This window comes from Pseudomonadota bacterium, assembly GCA_008501635.1.
Classification (GTDB): Bacteria; Pseudomonadota; Gammaproteobacteria; order QQUJ01; family QQUJ01; genus QQUJ01.
The window spans coordinates 251,104-271,329 of sequence record QQUJ01000017.1; the positions used below are offsets into that span (position 1 = coordinate 251,104).

The 20,226-nt window shown below is 60.4% G+C and carries 17 protein-coding genes, 1 tRNA gene and 1 pseudogene; 10 read left to right on the forward strand and 9 right to left on the reverse strand.

What is annotated here, in order from left to right; all coding sequences use genetic code 11:
- The first annotated feature begins 2 nt into the window (after nt 1-2).
- The gene (locus tag DWQ09_09450; GenBank protein ID KAA3628337.1) at nt 3-896 is read left to right on the forward strand and encodes a LarC family nickel insertion protein; all 894 of its coding nucleotides are present in this window, start codon (nt 3-5) and stop codon (nt 894-896) included.
- On the opposite strand, the gene DWQ09_09455 is transcribed toward DWQ09_09450, so the two are convergent.
- Both DWQ09_09455 and DWQ09_09460 read right to left on the reverse strand, forming a co-directional pair.
- Nucleotides 893-1,576, reverse strand: coding sequence for a nicotinate-nicotinamide nucleotide adenylyltransferase (locus DWQ09_09455; GenBank protein KAA3628338.1), 684 nt, complete (start codon nt 1,574-1,576; stop codon nt 893-895). The two genes, DWQ09_09450 and DWQ09_09455, sit on opposite strands and share 4 nt — an antisense overlap.
- Before the next feature lie 1,513 nt (nt 1,577-3,089).
- Nucleotides 3,090-3,293: a hypothetical protein gene (locus DWQ09_09460; GenBank protein ID KAA3628339.1), complete on the reverse strand. Its 204-nt coding sequence runs from the start codon at nt 3,291-3,293 to the stop codon at nt 3,090-3,092.
- 788 nt (nt 3,294-4,081) lie between these two features.
- Here DWQ09_09460 and DWQ09_09465 point away from each other — a divergent pair.
- The gene (locus tag DWQ09_09465) at nt 4,082-4,234 is read left to right on the forward strand and encodes a transposase (protein ID KAA3628340.1); all 153 of its coding nucleotides are present in this window, start codon (nt 4,082-4,084) and stop codon (nt 4,232-4,234) included.
- Between the two features lie 678 nt (nt 4,235-4,912).
- Complete coding sequence (locus DWQ09_09470; protein KAA3628341.1) at nt 4,913-5,107, forward strand: hypothetical protein; 195 nt, start codon at nt 4,913-4,915, stop codon at nt 5,105-5,107.
- Nucleotides 5,108-5,255: 148 nt separating this feature from the next.
- Here DWQ09_09470 and DWQ09_09475 read toward each other — a convergent pair whose 3' ends face one another.
- Both DWQ09_09475 and DWQ09_09480 read right to left on the reverse strand, forming a co-directional pair.
- On the reverse strand, nt 5,256-5,711 hold the full coding sequence (locus tag DWQ09_09475) for a hypothetical protein (GenBank protein KAA3628342.1): 456 nt from the start codon (nt 5,709-5,711) through the stop codon (nt 5,256-5,258).
- A 100-nt stretch (nt 5,712-5,811) separates the two neighbouring features.
- Nucleotides 5,812-6,699: a methylated-DNA--[protein]-cysteine S-methyltransferase gene (locus DWQ09_09480; GenBank protein KAA3628343.1), complete on the reverse strand. Its 888-nt coding sequence runs from the start codon at nt 6,697-6,699 to the stop codon at nt 5,812-5,814.
- Between the two features lie 193 nt (nt 6,700-6,892).
- Here DWQ09_09480 and DWQ09_09485 point away from each other — a divergent pair, with 193 nt between their 5' ends.
- Nucleotides 6,893-7,894 carry an oxidoreductase gene (locus DWQ09_09485; protein KAA3628344.1) on the forward strand — a complete coding sequence of 334 codons (1,002 nt, stop codon included), beginning with the start codon at nt 6,893-6,895 and terminating at the stop codon, nt 7,892-7,894.
- Here the strand turns inward: DWQ09_09485 and DWQ09_09490 are convergent.
- Nucleotides 7,891-9,396 (reverse strand): GGDEF domain-containing protein, encoded by a 1,506-nt coding sequence (locus tag DWQ09_09490; GenBank protein ID KAA3628345.1) that lies wholly within the window; start codon nt 9,394-9,396, stop codon nt 7,891-7,893. The genes DWQ09_09485 and DWQ09_09490 overlap by 4 nt on opposite strands.
- A 166-nt stretch (nt 9,397-9,562) precedes the next feature.
- On the opposite strand from DWQ09_09490, the gene DWQ09_09495 reads away from it, so the two are divergent.
- Nucleotides 9,563-10,597: a histone deacetylase family protein gene (locus DWQ09_09495; protein ID KAA3628346.1), complete on the forward strand. Its 1,035-nt coding sequence runs from the start codon at nt 9,563-9,565 to the stop codon at nt 10,595-10,597.
- A gap of 288 nt (nt 10,598-10,885) precedes the next feature.
- Nucleotides 10,886-12,934 (forward strand): DNA helicase Rep, encoded by a 2,049-nt coding sequence (gene rep / locus DWQ09_09500; GenBank protein KAA3628347.1) that lies wholly within the window; start codon nt 10,886-10,888, stop codon nt 12,932-12,934.
- 159 nt (nt 12,935-13,093) lie between these two features.
- Here rep and DWQ09_09505 read toward each other — a convergent pair.
- Nucleotides 13,094-13,957 (reverse strand): annotated as a pseudogene (locus DWQ09_09505) (DUF4892 domain-containing protein).
- Nucleotides 13,958-14,042: 85 nt separating this feature from the next.
- Here DWQ09_09505 and DWQ09_09510 point away from each other — a divergent pair.
- The 4 genes from DWQ09_09510 (at nt 14,043) to DWQ09_09525 (ending at nt 17,392) form a co-directional block, all read left to right on the forward strand.
- Nucleotides 14,043-14,147, forward strand: a complete 105-nt coding sequence (locus tag DWQ09_09510; protein KAA3628348.1) for a DUF1737 domain-containing protein — start codon at nt 14,043-14,045, stop codon at nt 14,145-14,147.
- A 215-nt stretch (nt 14,148-14,362) separates the two neighbouring features.
- The gene (locus DWQ09_09515) at nt 14,363-16,204 is read left to right on the forward strand and encodes a 2-oxoacid:acceptor oxidoreductase subunit alpha (protein ID KAA3628349.1); all 1,842 of its coding nucleotides are present in this window, start codon (nt 14,363-14,365) and stop codon (nt 16,202-16,204) included.
- Entirely contained in the window at nt 16,201-17,232 is a 1,032-nt protein-coding gene (locus DWQ09_09520; protein KAA3628350.1) for a 2-oxoacid:ferredoxin oxidoreductase subunit beta, read from the forward strand. Before DWQ09_09515 ends, DWQ09_09520 begins: the two co-directional genes overlap by 4 nt.
- An 83-nt stretch (nt 17,233-17,315) precedes the next feature.
- Nucleotides 17,316-17,392: transfer RNA gene (locus DWQ09_09525), tRNA-Arg, on the forward strand.
- A 76-nt stretch (nt 17,393-17,468) separates the two neighbouring features.
- Here the strand turns inward: DWQ09_09525 and DWQ09_09530 are convergent.
- The 3 genes from DWQ09_09530 to DWQ09_09540 form a co-directional block, all read right to left on the reverse strand.
- Nucleotides 17,469-18,038, reverse strand: coding sequence for a hypothetical protein (locus DWQ09_09530; GenBank protein KAA3628351.1), 570 nt, complete (start codon nt 18,036-18,038; stop codon nt 17,469-17,471).
- Between the two features lie 97 nt (nt 18,039-18,135).
- A complete protein-coding gene (locus DWQ09_09535; GenBank protein KAA3628352.1) occupies nt 18,136-19,353 on the reverse strand; it encodes an MFS transporter in 1,218 nt (405 codons plus the stop codon).
- An 83-nt stretch (nt 19,354-19,436) separates the two neighbouring features.
- A complete protein-coding gene (locus tag DWQ09_09540) occupies nt 19,437-20,225 on the reverse strand; it encodes an SDR family NAD(P)-dependent oxidoreductase (GenBank protein ID KAA3628353.1) in 789 nt (262 codons plus the stop codon).
- Between the last annotated feature and the right edge of the window lies 1 nt (nt 20,226).

Genomic DNA, 20,226 nt, shown 5'->3' on the forward strand with positions numbered 1-20,226 from the left:
GCATGGAACGCCATCGCCATTCAATCGATCACAGCGATCATGCCCACGGATATGGTCATGGGCATTCCCATCACCATCATGGCCACTCCGCTTCCGACCATCTTCACGAGTACGGGCGGGAAGTGACAGACCCAGCACTCACGCCGGTTCAGGGCAGCTTCATACTGATCCGTCCAGCCAGCGGCCTTTCTGGCGATATGCTGGTTGCTGGCCTAGCGCGGCTTGCTTGCGTGGAAAATGATGAGCTGAGCGCGTTCGCCGCCGGCATCGGGCTACCTGAGGGCTGTATCCGTCTGGAGCGAAGGGCCGTCAATGAGGTCTATGGCTGGGCCTGCCGGGTCAGTCTGCCCCACGAGCATAGCCATCGCACCCTGAATGATATCCGACGGATCATCTTTGCCGCTGAGACCATGTCACCTAGGGCCCGGCAACTGGCGGAGGTCAGCTTTACCCTACTGGCCGAGGCCGAGGGGCGGATCCATGGCATCCCCACAGAGGCCGTGACTTTCCATGAGGTGGGAGCACTGGATAGCATTCTCGACATGTGCCTGGCCTGTATCCTTTTCGATCGCATGGATCCGACCGAGCTGGTTTGCGGTCCCCTTCCGCTTTGCGACGGAACCATCCGATGCAGCCATGGCCTACTTCCGGCGCCCGCGCCGGCAGTGCTGGACCTGATCCAAGGCATGCCGGTCAGAGGAATCCCGTCTGAAGGGGAAACGGTGACCCCTACTGCCATTGCACTTCTGAAAGGCCTCGGAGCCAGGTTTGGCCCTTGGCCGTCCATGACCGTTTCACGCACCGCTCTGGTCTTTGGGACGCGTATCCTGCCGGATGTTGCCAATGGTGCTCTCTTTGCACTCGGCAACGGTCCGATACGTACACTGTCGTGTTAGGCGCTGGCCAAGGCTTGTCGCCATGTCTCGGAAACCAGGCTCCGGTGGGAGATCAACTCATCGAGGACACCCGTCGGAAGTAAGTGGCGAAGATCGCGACCGGCGAGCCATCGTTTCCGGACAAGGGACGAGCGAATCTCCAGATACGGTAGCGGCAGAAACAAGGCACGGCGGCCCGATCTGAATTCATAAGCGGCGGGTAGACTCGGTGGTGGATCCGTCTGTCGGCTATCGGGCCAAAAACGATCAAGGGTCTCATGAAATGCCGTCGGCCCAGCCCCAGAATTTCCCGTTATCAACAGATGGGCGAGCGATACGAGATAGCGCCCTCGGTACCAAAGATGAAGGCGGCAGAACTCATCCTGACCGACGACAAAAAACCGCTCCGCACACGACTCCGCCGTGGCTAGAGCGGACAGTGTCTGGTATGTGAAAGAAGGGGTCGGCAGTCGGCTCTCGATGTCGTTGACGACGCTCCCATAAAGATCATGCGTGGCGAGACGCACCAACTCCACACGGAGGGCGTAAGGCAACAGGTCAGTCGCTTTTTTGTGGCCTGGCGAGAAGCAAGGGATCCACTCTATACGATCGAAACCCAAAGCTTCAGACGCCTCTACAGCGAGTCGAATGTGCCCGATATGGATCGGATTGAATGTTCCCCCTATGGTCAATATTCTCATTGAAGCATTTCTTGGATATTAGGTGAAGGGCTTTGGGTGGTTTCGCAAATCTCCGACCGATTGAACCTATAGCAGTGTATTTTGCTTCTCAAGAATTGCTGCGGGGTATTCGACCGATGTCCGGAATGATAAATCATCGTCCAAAATTCCACACAGCCAGAGCCGATCCACAATCTTCCTCGTCGACGCTCGTGCCAAGTCATCATCAAGTGAAGACTTAGAGTCTCGGCTCATGCTGTACAAAGGAAGGTTCAGTCACTGCAATGTCGGTCATCTGATGTTCCTCATCTTTTTTGCACCCGATTTCGTCGACCCGATTCTCGCTGAGTCGCAGCCAGTTGATCTCACCGCTGAGGGCTTGATCAAATGCACAGACTTACCGCTGAATTAGCGGAAGCGTGCGGCATGTCTCCAAATTGGATGATGTTTTCCAAAACATAGAAATTGTACCCGCTTTGGAGGCAACAGCCTTTGGCTAAATTGGAAGGACTTCCCCCTCGACATCGGTTCATCCTCCGGAACTACCAATCTGACGAAAATCCTCGGTTCGCGTACATGCTAACGCCCGTACTCTACAATCACTGTTTTGACGGGTTGTACCCCAACCTCGGATATCGAATAGGATTCGATCGTGAAGGGCGATTCGATGGATTTTCCATACTCGATATAGCAGATTCCATGAAAAATCTTTTCCGTGAGGCGGTAGAAGCTATTTGCGGGAAGGGGAATCCCGACGCCACAGGCGGTCTGACGCCCCCAATATTCACCATGTCCTTGGTAGACGGGATGCAATATAATTGTGAGGACTTCGAGCAGTTGGGATCACAAGTCCGCCGTATGTGCTGCCCTAGCAGTGCGATCTCTTTTGTTTTTCCAGCATCTGGCTTCAAAGATCGAAGCGCCTTTTCAATGATACTTAGTCGGCCCTGAATAACCCTGTTTTCACACCGCTACTATGGAGGTAGGCGTGCAGTCGGCCAGCCTTGGTTGCAGGGTGATCATGTCGGAAAACCTGCTGGGCACATAATTTCGGGCCGCCGGGCTGTAGAGCCACGATAAACCTCTTGCGACCACGCCAAACACTGGCCTACAAAAAACTGAGTCGCTTCAAGATCAGACGCAGATCGTGGCCGGCGCAGCACAACAGCGCATTCATCTAGGTGCACTCTTTGCCTTTCAGGCGTTTGCAGTCCAACAGCCCATCCGATTTCAGGTGGCCGATGACCGGCTCGATGGCTTGACGATGCTTTAACGATCGCTTCAACCGCAGTGTGGTGATACCGAGATACACTACCGCTTGCCGCTCCCCGGTGTCCGCGGTAACCGCGATTGACAAACACTTCTACGATCACACCGCCCGTCATCCGCCGCACCTGTTCCAACGCCGTGACCAGCGTATGTCCAACGAACGTATTACCAGGTAGCGCGCCAAGCCGGCCGCAATAAAATTGCTCCGGTTGGTCGTGGCGATGCTCGCCTTCACATCAAACTTGTAGTGCTCGTGCACCTTAGTTTAGTGTAGCCCCGCCATCAGCCGGGTCAGCTTCGCCGGATAGCCGTTATCGGCGCAATACAGATCACCAAACACCGTATCAAATCGCTCCCAGTCAATCATTGCTGCGAGCCGGTAAAGCTCGTGGCACTGATCGAGCAGGTTTACTAAGCGGATACGAAAGAGGTCGGCGGAAGGGGATGACGCGGACTTCTTGGGGCGCATTTTTTGATCCAACAATTGCAAGCAATCGAGGTGTGATTATATAAAATCTGACATTTTGAAGCTGTCAATAGAAACAATATTATTTAGTGTATTCAGTATGTTTCACTTAATTCTTAAGGTTTTCCAAGGCGGACTGCTTAACGTTAGGGGGCTTCGGGATCAACGGTGAGCACGAGACGAAGCGATATGTCATTCCCCACCTTTTTGTAATCTCTATTGCAGCCTTCGCAAGCCAGGATCTGCCATCTAATCAGATTCCGCGGCGTTGTATTTGGATGCCATGCCGCAGGAAAGACATGATCCGAGGTGTAGTCAATCCCAGCCGTAAGACGGTGAACACGTTTCCCCCGGTGGAGTCCTCCTAGCCACAGTCGAGGTATCAACCTGAGCCCCAATGACTATCCTTTGCCGCGGCGGAGCGTCAGCACCGATGTCAGCAGTAGCGTCGTGCTAGCTCATAAGGTGCAGCCTGAACACCTAGCAGGTTACTTAGAAACTCGGCCGAAAGTCTTCTAGGCGATTACAACTGTAGAAACGCCAAGTTGGAGTCGCCGAGTGCGAGGGGTTCACGACCCCGCGGGACCCTTGTTCAGCTACTTTTCACCCGAATAGCGTGTCCCGCCAAAACATCCGCTGCGTCAGGCCAAACACCAAACCGACGAGGCCCTGAAATCACTGTCGCCGACGTTTAATGCTACGTACAGTGGCGTGGAACGACCGTCGATCCCGCCGGAAAGACTGCTAAAGAGCCTGTTGCTGATCGCCCATAATCGGTCCGCTCGGACCGTTTGTTCTGCGAGGTGCTGGATTACAATATTCTGTTCCACTGGTTCTTGGACATGAGCCTGGAAGAGCTGTTGTTTGGCGCCTCGATTTTCTCCAAGAATCGGGAGCGGCTGTTTGATCACCAGGTCTCACACGATTCTTTGATACGGTGGTGAAGCTGGCCCGGAACAAGCGGCTGCTGTCCGACGAACACTTCACGTTGGAGGGCACCCTGATCGAAGCCTAGGCGTCGATGAAGAGCTTCAAGCCCAAGGGCAAATCGGAACGGAAACCACCGGACGATCCGGGCAATTCGGGCAATCCGACAGCAGACTTCCATGGTGAGTGACGCAGCAATGACACCCATGAGAGCAGTACGAACCCGGAAAGTCGTTTGTTGCGGAAGTCGCTGGGCGAGGAATTGCGCCTGTGCTTCGAGGGTATGCGTTGATGGACAACCAGCATGGCCGGTGTACGGACATGACCATGACGTTGTCGGTCGGGACAATGGAATCTGACGCGGATGAGGCCATGCTGGACCGGCAGTGAAAAAACGTGTGAAGCTGCAGACATTGGGTGTGGACAAGGGTTACCACAACAAGAAGTTTGTCACCGGCCTGAGCCAGCGAGACACTAACAAGCTGCTGAAAAATGACTAGTTTTGAACACTATGGATGTTTCTGTACCTGTATTTCAGGTGAGGCGCCTTCGCTGGGCGCTTCCAATGGGTGATTGCTGAGCAACATGTCCATATTGGTTGTCAATTTGTCACACCCAGGCCCGAGAATTCACAGAACCTGCTCACGGCCTTCGCTGGATGTACGCAGCATGCGAACCTGACCTGACACCACCACATGCTTGAAGAGCATGAGGCTATCAGGTCGGCCGTTCAGCAACTCAGGAGCGCTGCCAAAGAGTCGGGCCGCCAGGACATCGTGGAGTTTTGTGATGATCTGGGCGAGCACGCACGCTCTGAGGAGGAGGTGCTCTACCCCGCGGCTTTACTGGTAGGCGAGGTAGTGCGCCAGCACAGTTTGGAAGCGGTTTAGCGACCCGCCGTGCGCGGTGTAGTGCGGGGTTGTTTGTCAGCGAGACAGCCCCGCCTTGACTCCCCACTGGATGTCGATTCGCCGGGCTGCCACCCCCGAACCTCGGGGTGGCGGCGCTGGTGACAAAGACGGTAACGGGATTGGTTGGCTAGGGACGAATATAAGCCCAGCCCTCTTGCTGGCGCTCCATGAGATGGACCACACCGGCCGGTACCACCTTGGCCGGTGACAGCAGCGCGATCTCCTGGTTCTCCTTCCTGCCCATTCCCTTCATGGTGTTGCCGCAGGCCATGAACGAAATATTGGAGAAGTTCTGCGAAAAAGATTGGACGCGGTCTTTTACCGGTGACGTATCGGCGCGCAGCATGTGCAGCCCCGGGCCGTAGGCGACGATTTCGATCTCCACCTCTTCGGCTTTGTCCTTGTAGTACGCATCCACGTTGGCCGCGTTGTTGAGCGTGAGATTCATGCGCGCAGGGTCATTTTCATCAACATGGAAAACGACACGGTGCACTGGCTGTGCGGCCTGGAGCGGCGAGATTGTCGCCCCAAGCGCAGCCAGGAGCAGAAGGGGGATCAGTAGAAACGATGTGCGTGGTGCCATAGTCAGGGCTCCTCAATGTGTGGGGTACCCTTTGAATATGACCAATATCAATTGTTTCGCTATGGGGGTAAACCCTTGCTTCCACCAGGATTGGAGTGTGTCAACCCGTTACGCCAGCCCGCTGAGCCGCTTCCCATGCGATCAGGGCCGCCTTGCGTTCTGCCCCCCAGCGGTATCCGGTGAGGGCCCCATTGGCGCGCAGCACCCGGTGGCAGGGAATGAGCAGGGCAATGGGGTTGTGGCCGATCGCCGTCCCGATCGCCCGTCCGGCACCCTGGTAACCCAGTGTTTCGGCCAGGGCGCCATAGCTGACCAGCCGCCCGGGCGGAATGTTGAGCAGGGCGCGCCACACCTGCACCTGCAACCGGGTTCCCTTGACGAGCAAGGATGGCGCTCCATGCCCGCCAGCGAGGGCGCGCGCCAGCGCTGCCTGCGTGCCCTGGTCGTCGCGTTGAAACCGGCTCGACGGCCACTCGGCTCTAGCCTGCGACAGCCCCTGCTCCTCCTTGCCAGGTTCCAGGAAGCGCAGTCCGCAGATGCCGCGCTCGGTGAGCAGAATCAACGCCTGACCGAAGGGCGTGGGGTGGACACCGTGGCGGATCACCATCGTTGCGCCCCGCTGCTTGTATTCGCCGGGTGTCATGGCCTCCAGGGTGAGGAAAAGATCGTGCAAGCGCCCCGGTCCGGAGAGCCCGGTTTCGAGGGCGGTATCGAGTACGCTGCGCTGATCGCGCAATAGCCGCTTGGCGTGCTCGACCGTGAGGTAACCGAGAAACTGTTTGGGGCTGACGCCTGCCCAACGCACGAAGAGGCGCTGAAAGTGGAAGAGGCTCAGTCCCACGTGTTCCGCCAGCTCGCTGAGATCGGGCTGCTGCAGCCGCCGTTCGTTGATGTATGCGATGGCCCGGGCGATACGTGCGTAATCACGGTAGCCTTGATCATCGACCGCGGGCTCTACTGGTTGTCCCTCAGTGCATATCGGGTTCATGGGGTATTGATAGCACTTCACGCGGGGCGGCGGCGACCCGATTTTTGCTGTCCAGGTACCGTGGATGCATCAGTGTGTGCTACGTGGTACCGGAAGCGATGGGTGCGAATGTCTTCTCCACGACATCGCCTCCGGGGGGTGCGTAGCTATACTTCTAGGTTCCAAACGCATTGGCCCTATCCCGGGAGGCAGCATGTCCGCTATCCACGAACCCTTTACCGCCATCGTCGTGGACCGACCCGAAGGCAAGTACCAGGCGCAGTTTCGCGATCTTACCAGGGCAGATCTTCCCGATCAGGGCGACGTGCTGGTGCGCGTGCGCTACTCCAGTCTCAACTACAAGGATGCCCTGGCCGTGACGGGCAAGGGGCGTATCGCACGTACTTTCCCGCTGGTGCCGGGCATCGATCTCGCCGGCGAAGTCGTGGAATCGGTGTCCACCGACTTCAAACCCGGTGACGCGGTGTTGGTGACCGGGTGCGAGATTGGTGAGGTCCACTGGGGCGGATTTTCGCAGTTTGCGCGCATGCGATCGCAGTGGCTGGTGCCCATACCGCAGGGCTGGGACGCCCGGCTCGCCATGGGTGTCGGAACCGCGGGTTTCACCGCGATGCTGGCGGTCATGGCGCTGGAGCATCACGGCGTCGACAAGAGCGGCGAGGTGGTTGTGACCGGGGCGGCGGGGGGCGTTGGCAGCATCGCGCTGACATTGCTCGCCAAGGCCGGCTTCCAGCGGATCCTGGCGTCCACGGGACGTGTGGAGGAGGAGCCCTATCTGAAGCAACTGGGTGCCACCGGCGTCATCCAACGCGCGGAGCTGGATCAACCGGCCAGTCCGCTGGAGTCGCAACGCTGGGCGGGTGCCGTGGATGTGGTGGGCGGCCAGACCTTGTCGAAACTCATCAGCCAGATGCGTTGCGGCGGCGCGATTGCGGTTTGCGGGCTTGCCGGCGGCGCCGATCTGAACACCAGCGTCTACCCCATCATTTTGCGCGGTGTCAGCATTTTGGGCATCAATTCCGTCTACATTCCGCAATCGCTGCGGCTTGAGGCCTGGGAGCGGGTGGCCCGTGACCTCTCACCGGAAATGATTGAACGCATGATGCGCGTCGAGCCACTGAGCCGGGTGCCCCAACTCTCTGAACAGGTGCTGGCGGGGCAGGTGCGCGGTCGCGTGGTGGTGGACCTCGGTTAGCCCACCTGAGGCTCGGCCTCGACGCTGAGGCAGACGCGGTCGCGCCCCTTCTCTTTGGCGGCGTAAAGCGCGGCATCGGCGCTTTGAATCAGGGGTTTCAGTGACTGCATGTCGGGGGTGGCGACCGCTACACCCACGCTCAAGGTTATGGTGACCTGCTCCTTGCCGGTCTCAAACGGCAGGCCGGCGACCGCGCTGCGCAAACGGTCAGCGACCCCGGCCGCGGTTTGCGCGTCGGTTTCCGGGAGCAGCACCAGAAACTCCTCACCTCCGTAACGGCCAATCTGGTCGCTGGGACGCAGCAGATCCCGGCACAGGGTCGCCATGCCCACCAGTATGCTGTCGCCCACCAGATGGCCGTAGCGGTCGTTGAGCTGTTTGAAGTTGTCGATGTCGATCATCAGCAGCGAAAAGGGCCTGCGCGTGCGCCGGTAGCGGTGCAGTTCATTGCTCGCCTCCACCAGAATCGCGCGACGGTTCAGGCATTCGGTGAGGCTGTCATGGGTCGCGAGGTCGCGCAGCCGCGCTTCGGCATCCAGTAGCCAGCGACGCGAACTCTCCGCCAGACGGTACTGCCGAATCAGCAGCCCCACCACCACGCCGGTAAAAAGAAACACGGTGAGCAGTATCGCGGCAGCCGTGAGAATCTCGTTGCGCGCGCGGTTGAGAATCGCCTCCGCCTCCAGGCCCACGGTGAGGACCAGGGGGTAATTTTCGAGCTTGCGGTAGGCGACCAGGCGCAGGATGCCGTCGGTGTTCTGGGGCGCCCAGTTGGAGCCGGCATCATTTTCCGCCAGTGTCTTGCTGAAGAGGGGCCCCTGCGAGAAGTCCTGCCCGATCAATTTCTCCGGAGCAGGGTGGCGCAGCAGCAGAATGCCGTCGCTCGAGAACAGACTGAGCGAGCCGGTGCCGTCGGGGTGAAGCTGGCGAAAGAGCTGCTCGAAGGCGGAGAGATTGAAAAAACCCACCGTCTGCATACCCTCCGCGGTCGCGGGGTAGAACATCGGAACCACCCAGGTATCGCGGCCCTTGAGTGGCAGGCTGGGTTGTGTGGTGAGCGTGTCGCGGGTCGTGGGCGGGGCGAGACGCGCCGGGAGGTCCTGGGTCGGGCCGATGTGGGTGAGCGTTTTGCCATCGACGGCGATCACCCGCAGTGCGTGCCACGCCTTGTCCACGCCAACCCAGCGTTGTGGCAGCGCACGAGGATCGTTGGCGGTGGCGGTCAACCAGTGAGGGTCCAGCGCCTCCAGTGCCTCAAGGCGATCGATGAGCCACTGCCTGGCGATCTCCGCCTGACCCTGGACAGTAGCGACCGCCCGCTCTTCGGCCTGATTCTGGATACGCCACAAGATCGCCGCGGAGGTGCCGGCGAAGAGCAACAGAAAGATGATGGCGCTGATCAGCAGCAGCCGGCCCAGGCGGGTGTAGTGAATCTCGTGGCGATGCGGGGGGTCGGGCGAAAGGAGCTGCCTGATATCCGCAGGTTGAGGGTCATTTTTCATGGTATTACCCAGTCTAGCCTATGGAAACGTTGGAGAGTTTCGCACCTCAATCAGACTATCATCACTACACGCTGAAGGGATTGGGGTATTCAATGTTTAACTTCGAGTGCCACCCGATGATTCGGTGTACACACTTTCCCAGTGGACGCGAGGGAGGAAGCGGGGATTGAAGGTCGTATTCTCGGCAAATCAGCAGCGGCATGCCGGTCAAAAAGAGTTGACCGAGGGTGCGTTGGTACCTTGCTTCGAGCGTCCGGAGCGGGCTGAGATCATCTTGCGGTACTTGTCTGAAGCAGGATTGCCCGCCCCAGTGGCCCCCGGCGATCGCGGAATAAGCCCCATTGCCGCGGTCCATGATTCCGACTACCTGAGCTTTCTGCGTCACGCCCATGAAGCATGGTTGGCCGAGCACGGCCCAGAGGCGGGTGATGCGCTGCCAACCGCCTGGGCAACCCACGGGTTGCGCAAGATCATGCCGCGCCGTATCGACGGGTGTTTGGGTTACTACTGCTTCGATGCCGGCACCCCGATAGGATCGGGTACTTGGGCGGGTAGTTACTGGGCAGCGCAGGCGGCGCTGCACGCCCAGGGGCTGGTGCAGGGCGGTGAACGTGCGGTCTACGCAGTGACCCGCCCTCCGGGGCATCACGCGCACCGAGCCCTCTATGGGGGTTACTGCTACCTCAATAATGCAGCTATCGCGGCGCAGGGTTTCATCGACGCGGGTTGCGAACGGGTAGCGATCCTGGATGTGGATTACCACCATGGCAATGGCACGCAGGACATCTTTTATCAGCGCGACGATGTGCTTACCGTTTCTCTGCACGCCGATCCTCGCGATAGCTACCCCTACTTCATGGGCCACAGTGATGAGCTTGGCGCGGGACCGGGTGCGGATTTCAACCGCAACCTACCCTTACCCCTCGGGACCGATTGGTTGAGCTACGCGGAGGCGCTCAGTTGCGCCTGCGCTGAAGTGAAACGCTTTGCGCCCGCAGCGTTGGTCGTTTCGCTGGGCGTCGACACCTTCGAGGGGGATCCACTGTCGCGCTTTCGCATCCCTGTCTCGGCCTTCCCGCGCATTGGGGCGGCCATCGCCGGTTTGCGACTTCGCACCCTGTTCGTGCAGGAGGGGGGCTACGTCTCCGAGGCGCTGGGGCGGAACGTAGCGGGAGTGTTGCATGGATTTCTCGACGCTTGACGTCGGGCACGCTTGCGCCCAATCCTAGGCGTCTTTGGTGCAGCGCTTCTGCATCGCTGCGATCTCTTCGTGGTGAGCCATGAGCGCGGTTACACAATGGTTGTCCAGGCGTTCTCCGCTGATTTTGGCAAAGGCCTTGTCAACTTCAGCGACACTCCTGGTTCGCGTTTGACCGTCTGTTGTGGCAGGGCAATCCTGTTTCGCGTTGCGCCGCCGGTCAGCAGTGAACGCTTACCTTTGTTTCCCGCGTGACATTGCGCGTGTGTTCCGCAGCGGCTAGCCGCTACAATGCGCCCTCGTTCAATCTGCGGTACCCCTTACCTCCCGATGGACCTGAATCCCCGACAACGCGAAGCGGTGCGCTATATCGACAGCCCGATACTGGTCCTGGCGGGCGCGGGCAGCGGCAAGACCCGCGTCATCACCCGCAAGATCGCTTATCTGATCGATGAGTGCGGTATTGCGCCTCACCACGTTGCCGCCGTCACCTTCACCAATAAAGCATCCCGCGAGATGAAGGAGCGGGTAACAAAACAGGTCGGCGGCAAAAACGCCAAGGGGCTGACGGTATCGACCTTTCACAATCTGGGTCTCAATATCCTGCGCCGTGAATGCAAGCGCCTCGGGTACAAGCCGGGCTTCTCCATTTTCGATGCCAGCGACAGCGCGGCTCTGATCAAGGAGCTGTTGCGCAAGGACCACGGCGGTGACGGCGGTCAGGATGAGGCGGTGCAATGGACCCTCTCCCACTGGAAGAACGATCTGCTCACCCCCGAACAGGCCCTTGCCCAGGCTGAAAACGAGCACCAGGTCGCGGCCGCCGTGCTCTACGAGCGCTATCAGCGCAATCTCAAAGCGTATAACGCGTTCGATTTCGACGATCTGATCCTGCAGCCGGTGCGGCTCTTCGACGGGCACCCCGAGGCGCTGGAGATCTGGCAGAACAAAATCCGCTATTTATTGGTCGACGAGTACCAGGATACCAATCTCAGCCAGTACCGCCTGGTGCGGCAGTTGGTCGGCGTGCGCGGGGCGCTCACCGTGGTGGGCGATGACGATCAATCCATCTACGCCTGGCGCGGCGCGCGCCCCGAAAATCTGGTGCGCCTGAGTGAGGATTTTCCCGAACTCAAGGTGATCAAACTGGAGCAGAACTATCGCTCCACCGGACGTATCCTCCACGCCGCCAATGCGTTGATCGCCAACAACCCGCATGTATTCGAAAAGCGATTGTGGAGCGAACACGGGCCTGGTGATCAGATTCGGGTGTTGGTCTGTCGCAACGAGCAACATGAGGCCGAGCGCGTGGTTTCACAGATGATGGGGCATCGGTTTCAGCACCGCACCGGCTATGGCGACTACGCCATCCTCTATCGCGGCAATCACCAATCGCGGGTCTTCGAAACCGCGTTGCGCGAGGCGCGCATCCCGTATCACCTCTCCGGCGGCACCTCGTTTTTCGAGCGTGGCGAGGTGAAAGACATCATGGGCTACCTGCGCCTGCTGGCGAACCCGGATGACGACAATGCCTTTCTGCGCATCGTCAACACGCCGCGTCGCGAAATCGGTCCCGGCACATTGGAGAAAATGGGTGGCTACGCCACCGAGCGCGGCGTGAGCCTGCTGGCCGCCAGCTACGAGTTGGGTCTGGAGCAGATCCTCAACCGCCGCGCCCTGGATCGGGTGCGGCACTTTACCGACTGGCTGGTGGACGCCGCCGATCGTGCCGAGCGCGGCGACCCCATCGCCGTCATCAAGGGGTTGATCCGCGAGATCGACTACGAGGCCTGGCTGGCCGACACCAGCCGCGATCTGCAGCAGGCCGAGAAGCGCATGGAGAATGTCACCGAACTGGTGGCGTGGCTGGAACGCATGGCCAAGGAGAGCGTTGAGGAGAAGGGCATCGGTGAACTGGTGGCGCGGCTGGCGCTGATGGATATTCTGGAACGCGATGATGAGGAGGAGGCCGGCGATCGCGTCTCATTGATGACCCTGCACGCCGCCAAGGGGCTGGAGTTTCCCCACGTCTTTCTCGTCGGCTTTGAAGAGGAGTGCCTGCCCCACCGCGCCAACCTCGAAGGCCACGGACTGGAAGAGGAGCGGCGCCTCGCCTACGTCGGTATCACGCGCGCGCAGAAGAGTCTGACGCTTACTTACGCCGAGCGGCGCAAACGCTATGGCGAGATGCTGGAGATCGAACCGAGCCGCTTTCTCGCCGAACTGCCCGAGGACGATCTGAAATGGGAAGGCAAGGAGGGCAGCATCGATTCCGCAGAGCGCCAGCAGACCGGCAAGGCGCATCTGGCTAATCTGCGCGGGATATTGGGTGACGGATGAGTCTGCTGGTTCTCGTTTTGGCGCGTATGTATCTGAGACTTTTTCATCGACACGCTGTACGACGAGGTGATCGAGCCGAAGGGCGAGATCAGCAACTTCACCTTGTTGTTGCGCGTAGTCTGCACGCCGTCATGGGGTTCGGTGGCGTAGCGCTCAGCCTTACTGCTCCACCAGTTCCACCCGCCGGTTCTTGGCGCGCCCCTCTTCGCTGCGGTTGGAGGCCACCGGCGAGAGAAAACCCACCCCCCAGTCCTGTAGCCGCTCGGCAGCGATGCCGTGCTCCTGCGTCAGTGCTTGAACGACGGCACGCGCGCGCTGCTGCGAGAGGTCCATGTTGTAGTCCAGTTTGCCCTGGTTGTCGGTGTGCCCCACCACCACGACCCGTAACTCGGGCTGCGCCTGCATCAGTTTGGCGATCTCTTCCAGAGTGGGTTTCGACTCCGGCTTGATGGTGGCCTTGGCGGTATCGAAATAGAGCCCGTAGAGGGCGACGCGGCCAGTCTGGTCGATCTCACGCGCCATGGCGTTGGCATCGATGGTGACCATGTTGGACTCCATCGGCTTGAGCTCGATGACATCGAGCTGCGTGAAGGTGCGTCCACGGCGTGCCCCGCCGCTCGAGGTATTGCGCACGGTATAGAGCGAGACGTAGATGTCTCCCTCGCCGCGTTGCAGCTTGCCCGCCAGGAAGCGTTGATCATCGTAGTTCTCGCCAAACAGATCATAGGGGGCGACGGCGTGATTGAAATTGCGCCCCCCGCACTCGACGTTCTTGCACAGGAAGATCTCCTCGAAACCCGCCTGCTACAGGCTCTGCTGGTAGTTGCGAAACACCTCCAAGGTCGTACGTTCGGGCGGCGCAATATAACTGATGCGCGTCACCTTGCCCTCCAGCGGTTGGGTCGCATCGAGGTTCTTCGCTTTTCCGCCGTAGTGTTTGGCGGCACGCACCAGAAGCCCGTACTCGTCGAAGGCTCGCTGCTCGTATTTCAGAATCTCGGAGCCCGCATAGCGGGAGATCATCGGGTGGTCGCGCGATCCTTTTCTATCGGCGGCAGTGGTCACGGTGCACGCCACGGACAGGATCGAGAGAAGTGCAATGCGTTGAATAGTGAGTGGAATCACGGAAGCCTCCTTTCCAGCCAGGGTGCATGGTCGATTGAAAGCTGGCTGGCAGCCCGTCGGTTCGTCAGCCTGCCTCAGGACTACCTAAGCGTAGTCAAGCAAGGGAAATTTGAAACCGGCATCGGTGCTCGATGGTCGGGCCGCGGGACAGGATCTGAAAGATAGAGATTGCAATTGGTGGATATCCACCTAATAATTCGCTATAAAGGCTGAGTGTTTTCATCAGGTATGAATCAGGGTCCGGAAATCGTGCCCGCTATATGGGCTTGAACAGGCGGTGGCGATGATGCAAGTGAGGTCAGTGTGGCAGCAGCAGTAGAAGAGCGGGCATCAGTGGTGGTGCGCTTCGCCGGCGACTCGGGTGACGGCATCCAGCTGGCCGGCACGCAGTTTGCCGATACCTCGGCCATTGCCGGCAACGATTTTGCGACCTTTCCCGATTTCCCGGCGGAGATACGCGCCCCGGCGGGAACCATCGCCGGGGTCTCGGCTTTTCAGATCCAGCTCTCGCGCGGTCACGCCTGGACGCACGGTGACGCGCCCGAGGTGCTGGTGGCCATGAATCCGGCGGCGCTGCGGGCCAATGTTTCCGCCCTCAAGCCGGGCGGCACGGTGGTTTTGAACACCAGCGGATTCACCGACAAGAACCTCACCAAGGCAGGCTATGCACAGGATCCGCGTACGACCGGCGAACTGGATGATTACCGTGTCGTCGAGGTGGATGCGGCCGGGATGACCGAGGCGGCGCTCGCCGATCTCGAACTCGGCCACGGCGCCAAGCAGAAACACAAGAATTTCTTCATGCTGGGACTGGTCTACTGGTTGTTTCAGCGTGACCCGAAATCCACGCTGGCGTGGATCGAGAAAAAGTTCGCCAAGCACGATCCGTTGGTGAGCGAGGCCAACATCCGCGCCTTGAAGGCGGGTTACCACTACGGCGAGACCACCGAGCTGAGCGTTCCCCAGCGGGTGGTGGCGGCCGCCCCTCACGAACCGGGGCTCTACCGGCGCGTCTCCGGCAACGAAGCCATTGCCCTGGGCATGCTGGCGGCGGCCGAGCGCGCGGGTCTGGAACTGGTGCTGGCCTCCTACCCCATCACCCCGGCCTCGGACATCCTCCACACCCTGGCGCGCTACAACACCTACGGTGTGCGCACCCTGCAGATGGAGGACGAGATCGCCGCCATCGGCGCTGCCATCGGCGCCGCCTACGCCGGCGGTTTTGGCGCCACCACCACCAGCGGTCCGGGCATGGATCTCAAGGCTGAGGCGCTGGGCCTGGCGGTGTCGCTGGAGCTACCGCTGCTGGTGGTCGACGTCCAGCGCGGCGGACCCAGCACCGGTCTGCCGACCAAGACCGAGCAGTCCGATCTGCTGCAGGCCTGCTATGGCCGCCACGGTGAGGCGCCGGTGCCGGTGCTGGCACCCGACAGCCCCGGTGATTGTTTCTGGACCGTCATCGAGGCCGCGCGTATCGCGACGCGGTTCATGACGCCGGTGATCGTGCTCTCCGATGCCTATATCGCCAATGGTACCGAGCCGTGGAATGTGCCCTCGCTCGATCTGATCCCCTCCATTCCGGTGCAATTCGCCACCGAGCCGGAAGGTTTCCAGCCGTTTGCGCGCAACGCCGATGGCGCGCGACCCTGGGCACTGCCGGGCACCCCGGGGCTGGAGCATCGCATCGGGGGCCTGGAAAAATCCGCTGGCAGCGGCAACGTCAGTTACGACTCCCTGAACCACGAGCGCATGACCCGGGCCCGGGCCGAAAAGGTGCAGCGTGTGGCTGATACCTACGCACCGTGCGAGGTGTTTGGAGATCACGACGGCGATCTGCTGGTAGTCAGCTGGGGCGGTACGCTGGGCGCGGTGCGCGAGGCGGTGTTGCAGGCGCGTGGTGCCGGCGCTCAGCACGTCGGGCATCTGCATCTGCGCCATCTCAATCCGCTGCCAAACGATCTGGGCGAGATTCTGACCCGCTACCGCCGCGTACTGGCGCCGGAGCTCAACAGTGGCCAGTTGGCGCAGTTGCTGCGCGCCCGCTACCTGATCGATGTGCAAACCTACTCGAAGATGCAGGGCCAACCGTTTTATGTGCACGAACTGCTGGCGGCCATCAACGCGCAACTGGAGATCAGTCCATGACCGCCGTGACACTCGACAAACCGGCCCCCAAGGCCAAATCGGCCCGCGCGGAGTTCAAGTCCGATCAGGAGGTGCGCTGGTGTCCCGGTTGCGGCGATTACTCGATCCTCAACCAGTTCATCCGCGTGCTCGCCGATCTCGACACGCCGCGCGAGAACCATGTGCTGGTGAGCGGCATCGGTTGCTCCAGCCGCTTTCCCTACTACGTGGATTGCTACGGTATTCATAGCATCCACGGCCGCGCCCCGACCATTGCCACGGGCATCAAGGCGCTGCGCCCGGAGCTGACCGTGTGGGTCGTCACCGGCGACGGCGATGGACTGTCGATCGGCGGCAACCACCTGCTGCATGCGTTGCGGCGCAACGTCGATATCAAGGTGCTGCTGTTCAATAATCGCGTCTACGGGTTGACCAAGGGGCAGTACAGCCCCACCTCGCTGGCCGGCATGCGCACCAAGACCTCGCCCGGCGGCTCCATCGAAACGCCTCTCGATCCCCTGCGCCTGGCGCTCACCGCCGGAGCGAGTTTTGTCGCACGCAGCATCGACACCGACGGCCCGCACCTGTATCAGACGCTGAAACGCGCGGCGGAGCACAAGGGCGCGGCTTTCGTCGAGATCTTCCAGAACTGCCCGGTGTTCAACGACGAGGTCCACGGCCACCTGACCAACAAAACCGGCAAAGCCGAGAACGTCCTCTATCTGGAGGCGGGAAAACCCCTGGTCTATGGTGCCGAGGGCGACAAGGGCATAGCGATCGATGCGCGCCTGCACCCCGAAGTCGTTGCCGCGACCGATAAGCGGGTTCTGGTAATGGACGAAGGTGCCGAGCCCTTGGCGCAGCTCCTCACCGGTCTCCACCATCCCGAATTCCCAACGCCGGTCGGCGTTTATCGGTCGGTGCAAAGGCCAACCTTCGAAGGTGAACTTGCCCAACGATTGCCGGAAAATCGAAAGATCGACAAATCACGCCTGCAGGGTCTTCTTGAATCAGGCCCCACTTGGCGCATCGGGGTGGATTGGTTGTAACGACCCACGGGGCTCCGGCCTTTGTAACCCGAGGTGGAATACCCGTGATTCGAGCGCTAGAATGGCGCGCTCGTTAAATTGATGCGCCCGTAGCTCAGCTGGATAGAGTACCGCCCTCCGAAGGCGGGGGTCACAGGTTCAAATCCTGTCGGGCGCGCCATCAATGAAAAGGCCCTCACTGCGAGGGCCTTTTAGTTTTACTGCATCATGTAGTTAGCTGACGCTAACCGGTGTCCTTAGCGCAGTTTCCTCTGGATCTGTGCATTCACTTCGGCACCACTCAGCGCGCGCCTGTTGTTGCGTGAATTGCAGTCATCGTTGTGGCGGTTGGCATCGGTTGCAAAATCGGGATCGGTGTATTGGATTTCCGCAACAATCTTTGGTGGAAACTCGACCGAGCGACTCCAGTTGATGTGTTTGGTGAAGTAGTTCCAACCACTCCCGGCTTTGACCTCTTCAAACTCTTTGGTGTCAATGATACGCCGCGCGCCGCCGGCGGTAGGTTCCAGCACGAGATTCATGCGCATGCCGTGCGGATTGGGCCGGTAATCCAGATTGCCGTTGTTGTGTAGCTGGACCATGAAATTGAGGCGTACATCCGGTGGAGTCGGCTGGCGCACGATATAGACGCTGACGCCTTTGATTGTCAGGTCGGGGCAACCTTGTGGCTTCAGAACCCCGGGTTTGATCTGTGGCTGAATCTTGGGGCTGATCTGCGGTTTAAGCTGCAGGTTGGGGTTTGCGGCTTGCGCGGATGCTGAGATACACAACCCGGTCGCCAGAACTGCGGTCATCAGCTGTTTCATCGTCTCTCCCTTTCGGCAAGTGTTTTGGATTTGGTCCTTGAGTCGTGCGACGGCTGTTTAAGGTTCACCGGCCAAGGCCTCTTTATTAACACACTGCTTACGCCCGCTCCTGGGCGAGTCGCGGCAACGGCCTCTCGTTGATGGGCAGATGGATCACCGCTGCGGCGATGCCCAGCGCGACGCCCGCCCACCATACCGTATCGTAGGTGCCGGTCGTATCGTAGAGCCGCCCCCCGAGCCAGACGCCGAGGAAACTGCCGACCTGATGGCTGAAGAATACGATGCCGAACAGCGTTGCCATGTACCGCACCCCAAACACCTGGGCGACGATGCCCGAGGTGAGCGGTACCGTGGAGAGCCACAAAATCCCCATCGCCCCGGCGAACAGGTAGATGGTCAGCTCGGTTTTCGGGGACACGAGCAGTGCGGTGATGACGATCGCCCGCGTGAAATAGATGAAGGCGAGCCCGCCTTTCTTGCTCCAGCGTTGACCGGCGGCACCCGAGAGAAACGAGCCGATGATGTTGAACAGACCAATGATCGCAATCGAGTAAGCGCCCACTTCTGCGGGTAACCCCAGATCTCTTACGTACGCCGGAAAATGGACCGTGATGAAGGCGACATGGAAACCGCACACAAAAAACCCCACGGTGAGCAGAACGAAACCGCGGTGGCCCACCGCTTCTACCACTGCACCGCCGATGCTCTGTTGGTTGGCCGCCTCGCCTGGGTGATCGGTGTTGCCCGGCAGTACGAGGGCCAGCGGGATGATGATCAGCGCCGTTACGGCGAGGATGAGCAGTGCCGAGTGCCAGCCGAATTGCGTGATGAAGAGTTGCCCGAGGGGTGAGAAGACCACCTGACCGAAGGAGCCGGCGGCGGTACCCAGACCCAGGACCAGCGAGCGCCGCTCCGGTCCTACGACTTTTGCCAGCGCAGCGAGCACGATGGAGAAGGCGGTGAAGGCGATTCCCAGGCCTGTCAGCAGGCCGCCGAACAGGTGCAGTCCCATGCTGCTGGTGGTGGTCGCCATGCCCCAGACACCGGCCCCGTAAAGCACGGCGCCCACCGCAAGCACGCGGGTGGGGCCGAAGCGGTCGGCAATGGCGCTGGCGACCGGTACCCCGATCCCCCACAGCAGGTTCTGGATCGCCATCGCCAGGGCGAAGGTCTCGCGGCCCCAGCCGCGCGCCTCGGTCATTGGCTCCAGAAACAGGCCGAAGACCGAGCGCACACCGAATCCAATCATGGCGATCAAGCACCCGGCGACTATCACCAAGGCGGGTGTGCGCCAGCCTATCGTTAGTGGTTGCATCATGAATCGGTCCCAGTGTTGCCGGATTGGCGACCCCTTATAGCATACGGAAACAGTCAGAATAAGCGCGGCATGTGAACTGGTTATACACCCGCCAGCAAGGTGCCGCCATCGACCGTCAGGGTCACTCCCGTCATGTAGCTGCCCGCATCGCTCGCCAGCAGCAACAGCGGGCCGGACAGCTCGGTGAGTTCTCCCGTGCGCCGCGGAAACAGGCGCGTGAGATAGACCTGGCCCTTCTCGCTGGCGAAGAAGTCACGGTTGATCTCGGTCGGAAAATAGCCCGGTGCCAGTGCGTTGACGCGAATCCCTTCGCGCCACAGTTCGCGCGCCATGGTACGGGTGAGATGGATGACGCCCGCCTTGGCGGTGGCGTAGTTGCTTTGCGTCGCCTGGGTCGCAAGCCCCAGGATGGAGGCGATGTTGATGATGGCGCCCTGCGTTTTGTGCGCGACCATGCGGCGCGCCACCTCCTGACTGACGCGCCACACGCCGCTGAGGTCGGTGTCGAGCACCCGTGACCACGCCTCCTCCGACATGGTCAGGAACGGTTGGGTATCGGCGATGCCCGCGTTGTTGACCAGAATATCGATGGGGGCGCACGCCTGCTCCGCAGCGCTTACGGCGGCTGCGACGCTGGAGCGTTCGGTGACGTCCATGACGACGGTGTGCGCGGTGATTCCGTCCGCCGCCAGGGTCTCCACCGCCGCGTGCAGGCGATCGGCATTGCGGGCGGCGAGAATCACTTGGGCACCGGCAGCGGCCAAGGTGCGGGCGAAGTGGAGTCCCAGCCCGGTGGCGCCGCCGGTAACCAGCGCGGTTCTGCCGTGCAGGGAAAAGAGTTCGGCGGGAGTCGGGTTGGCATCGCTCATG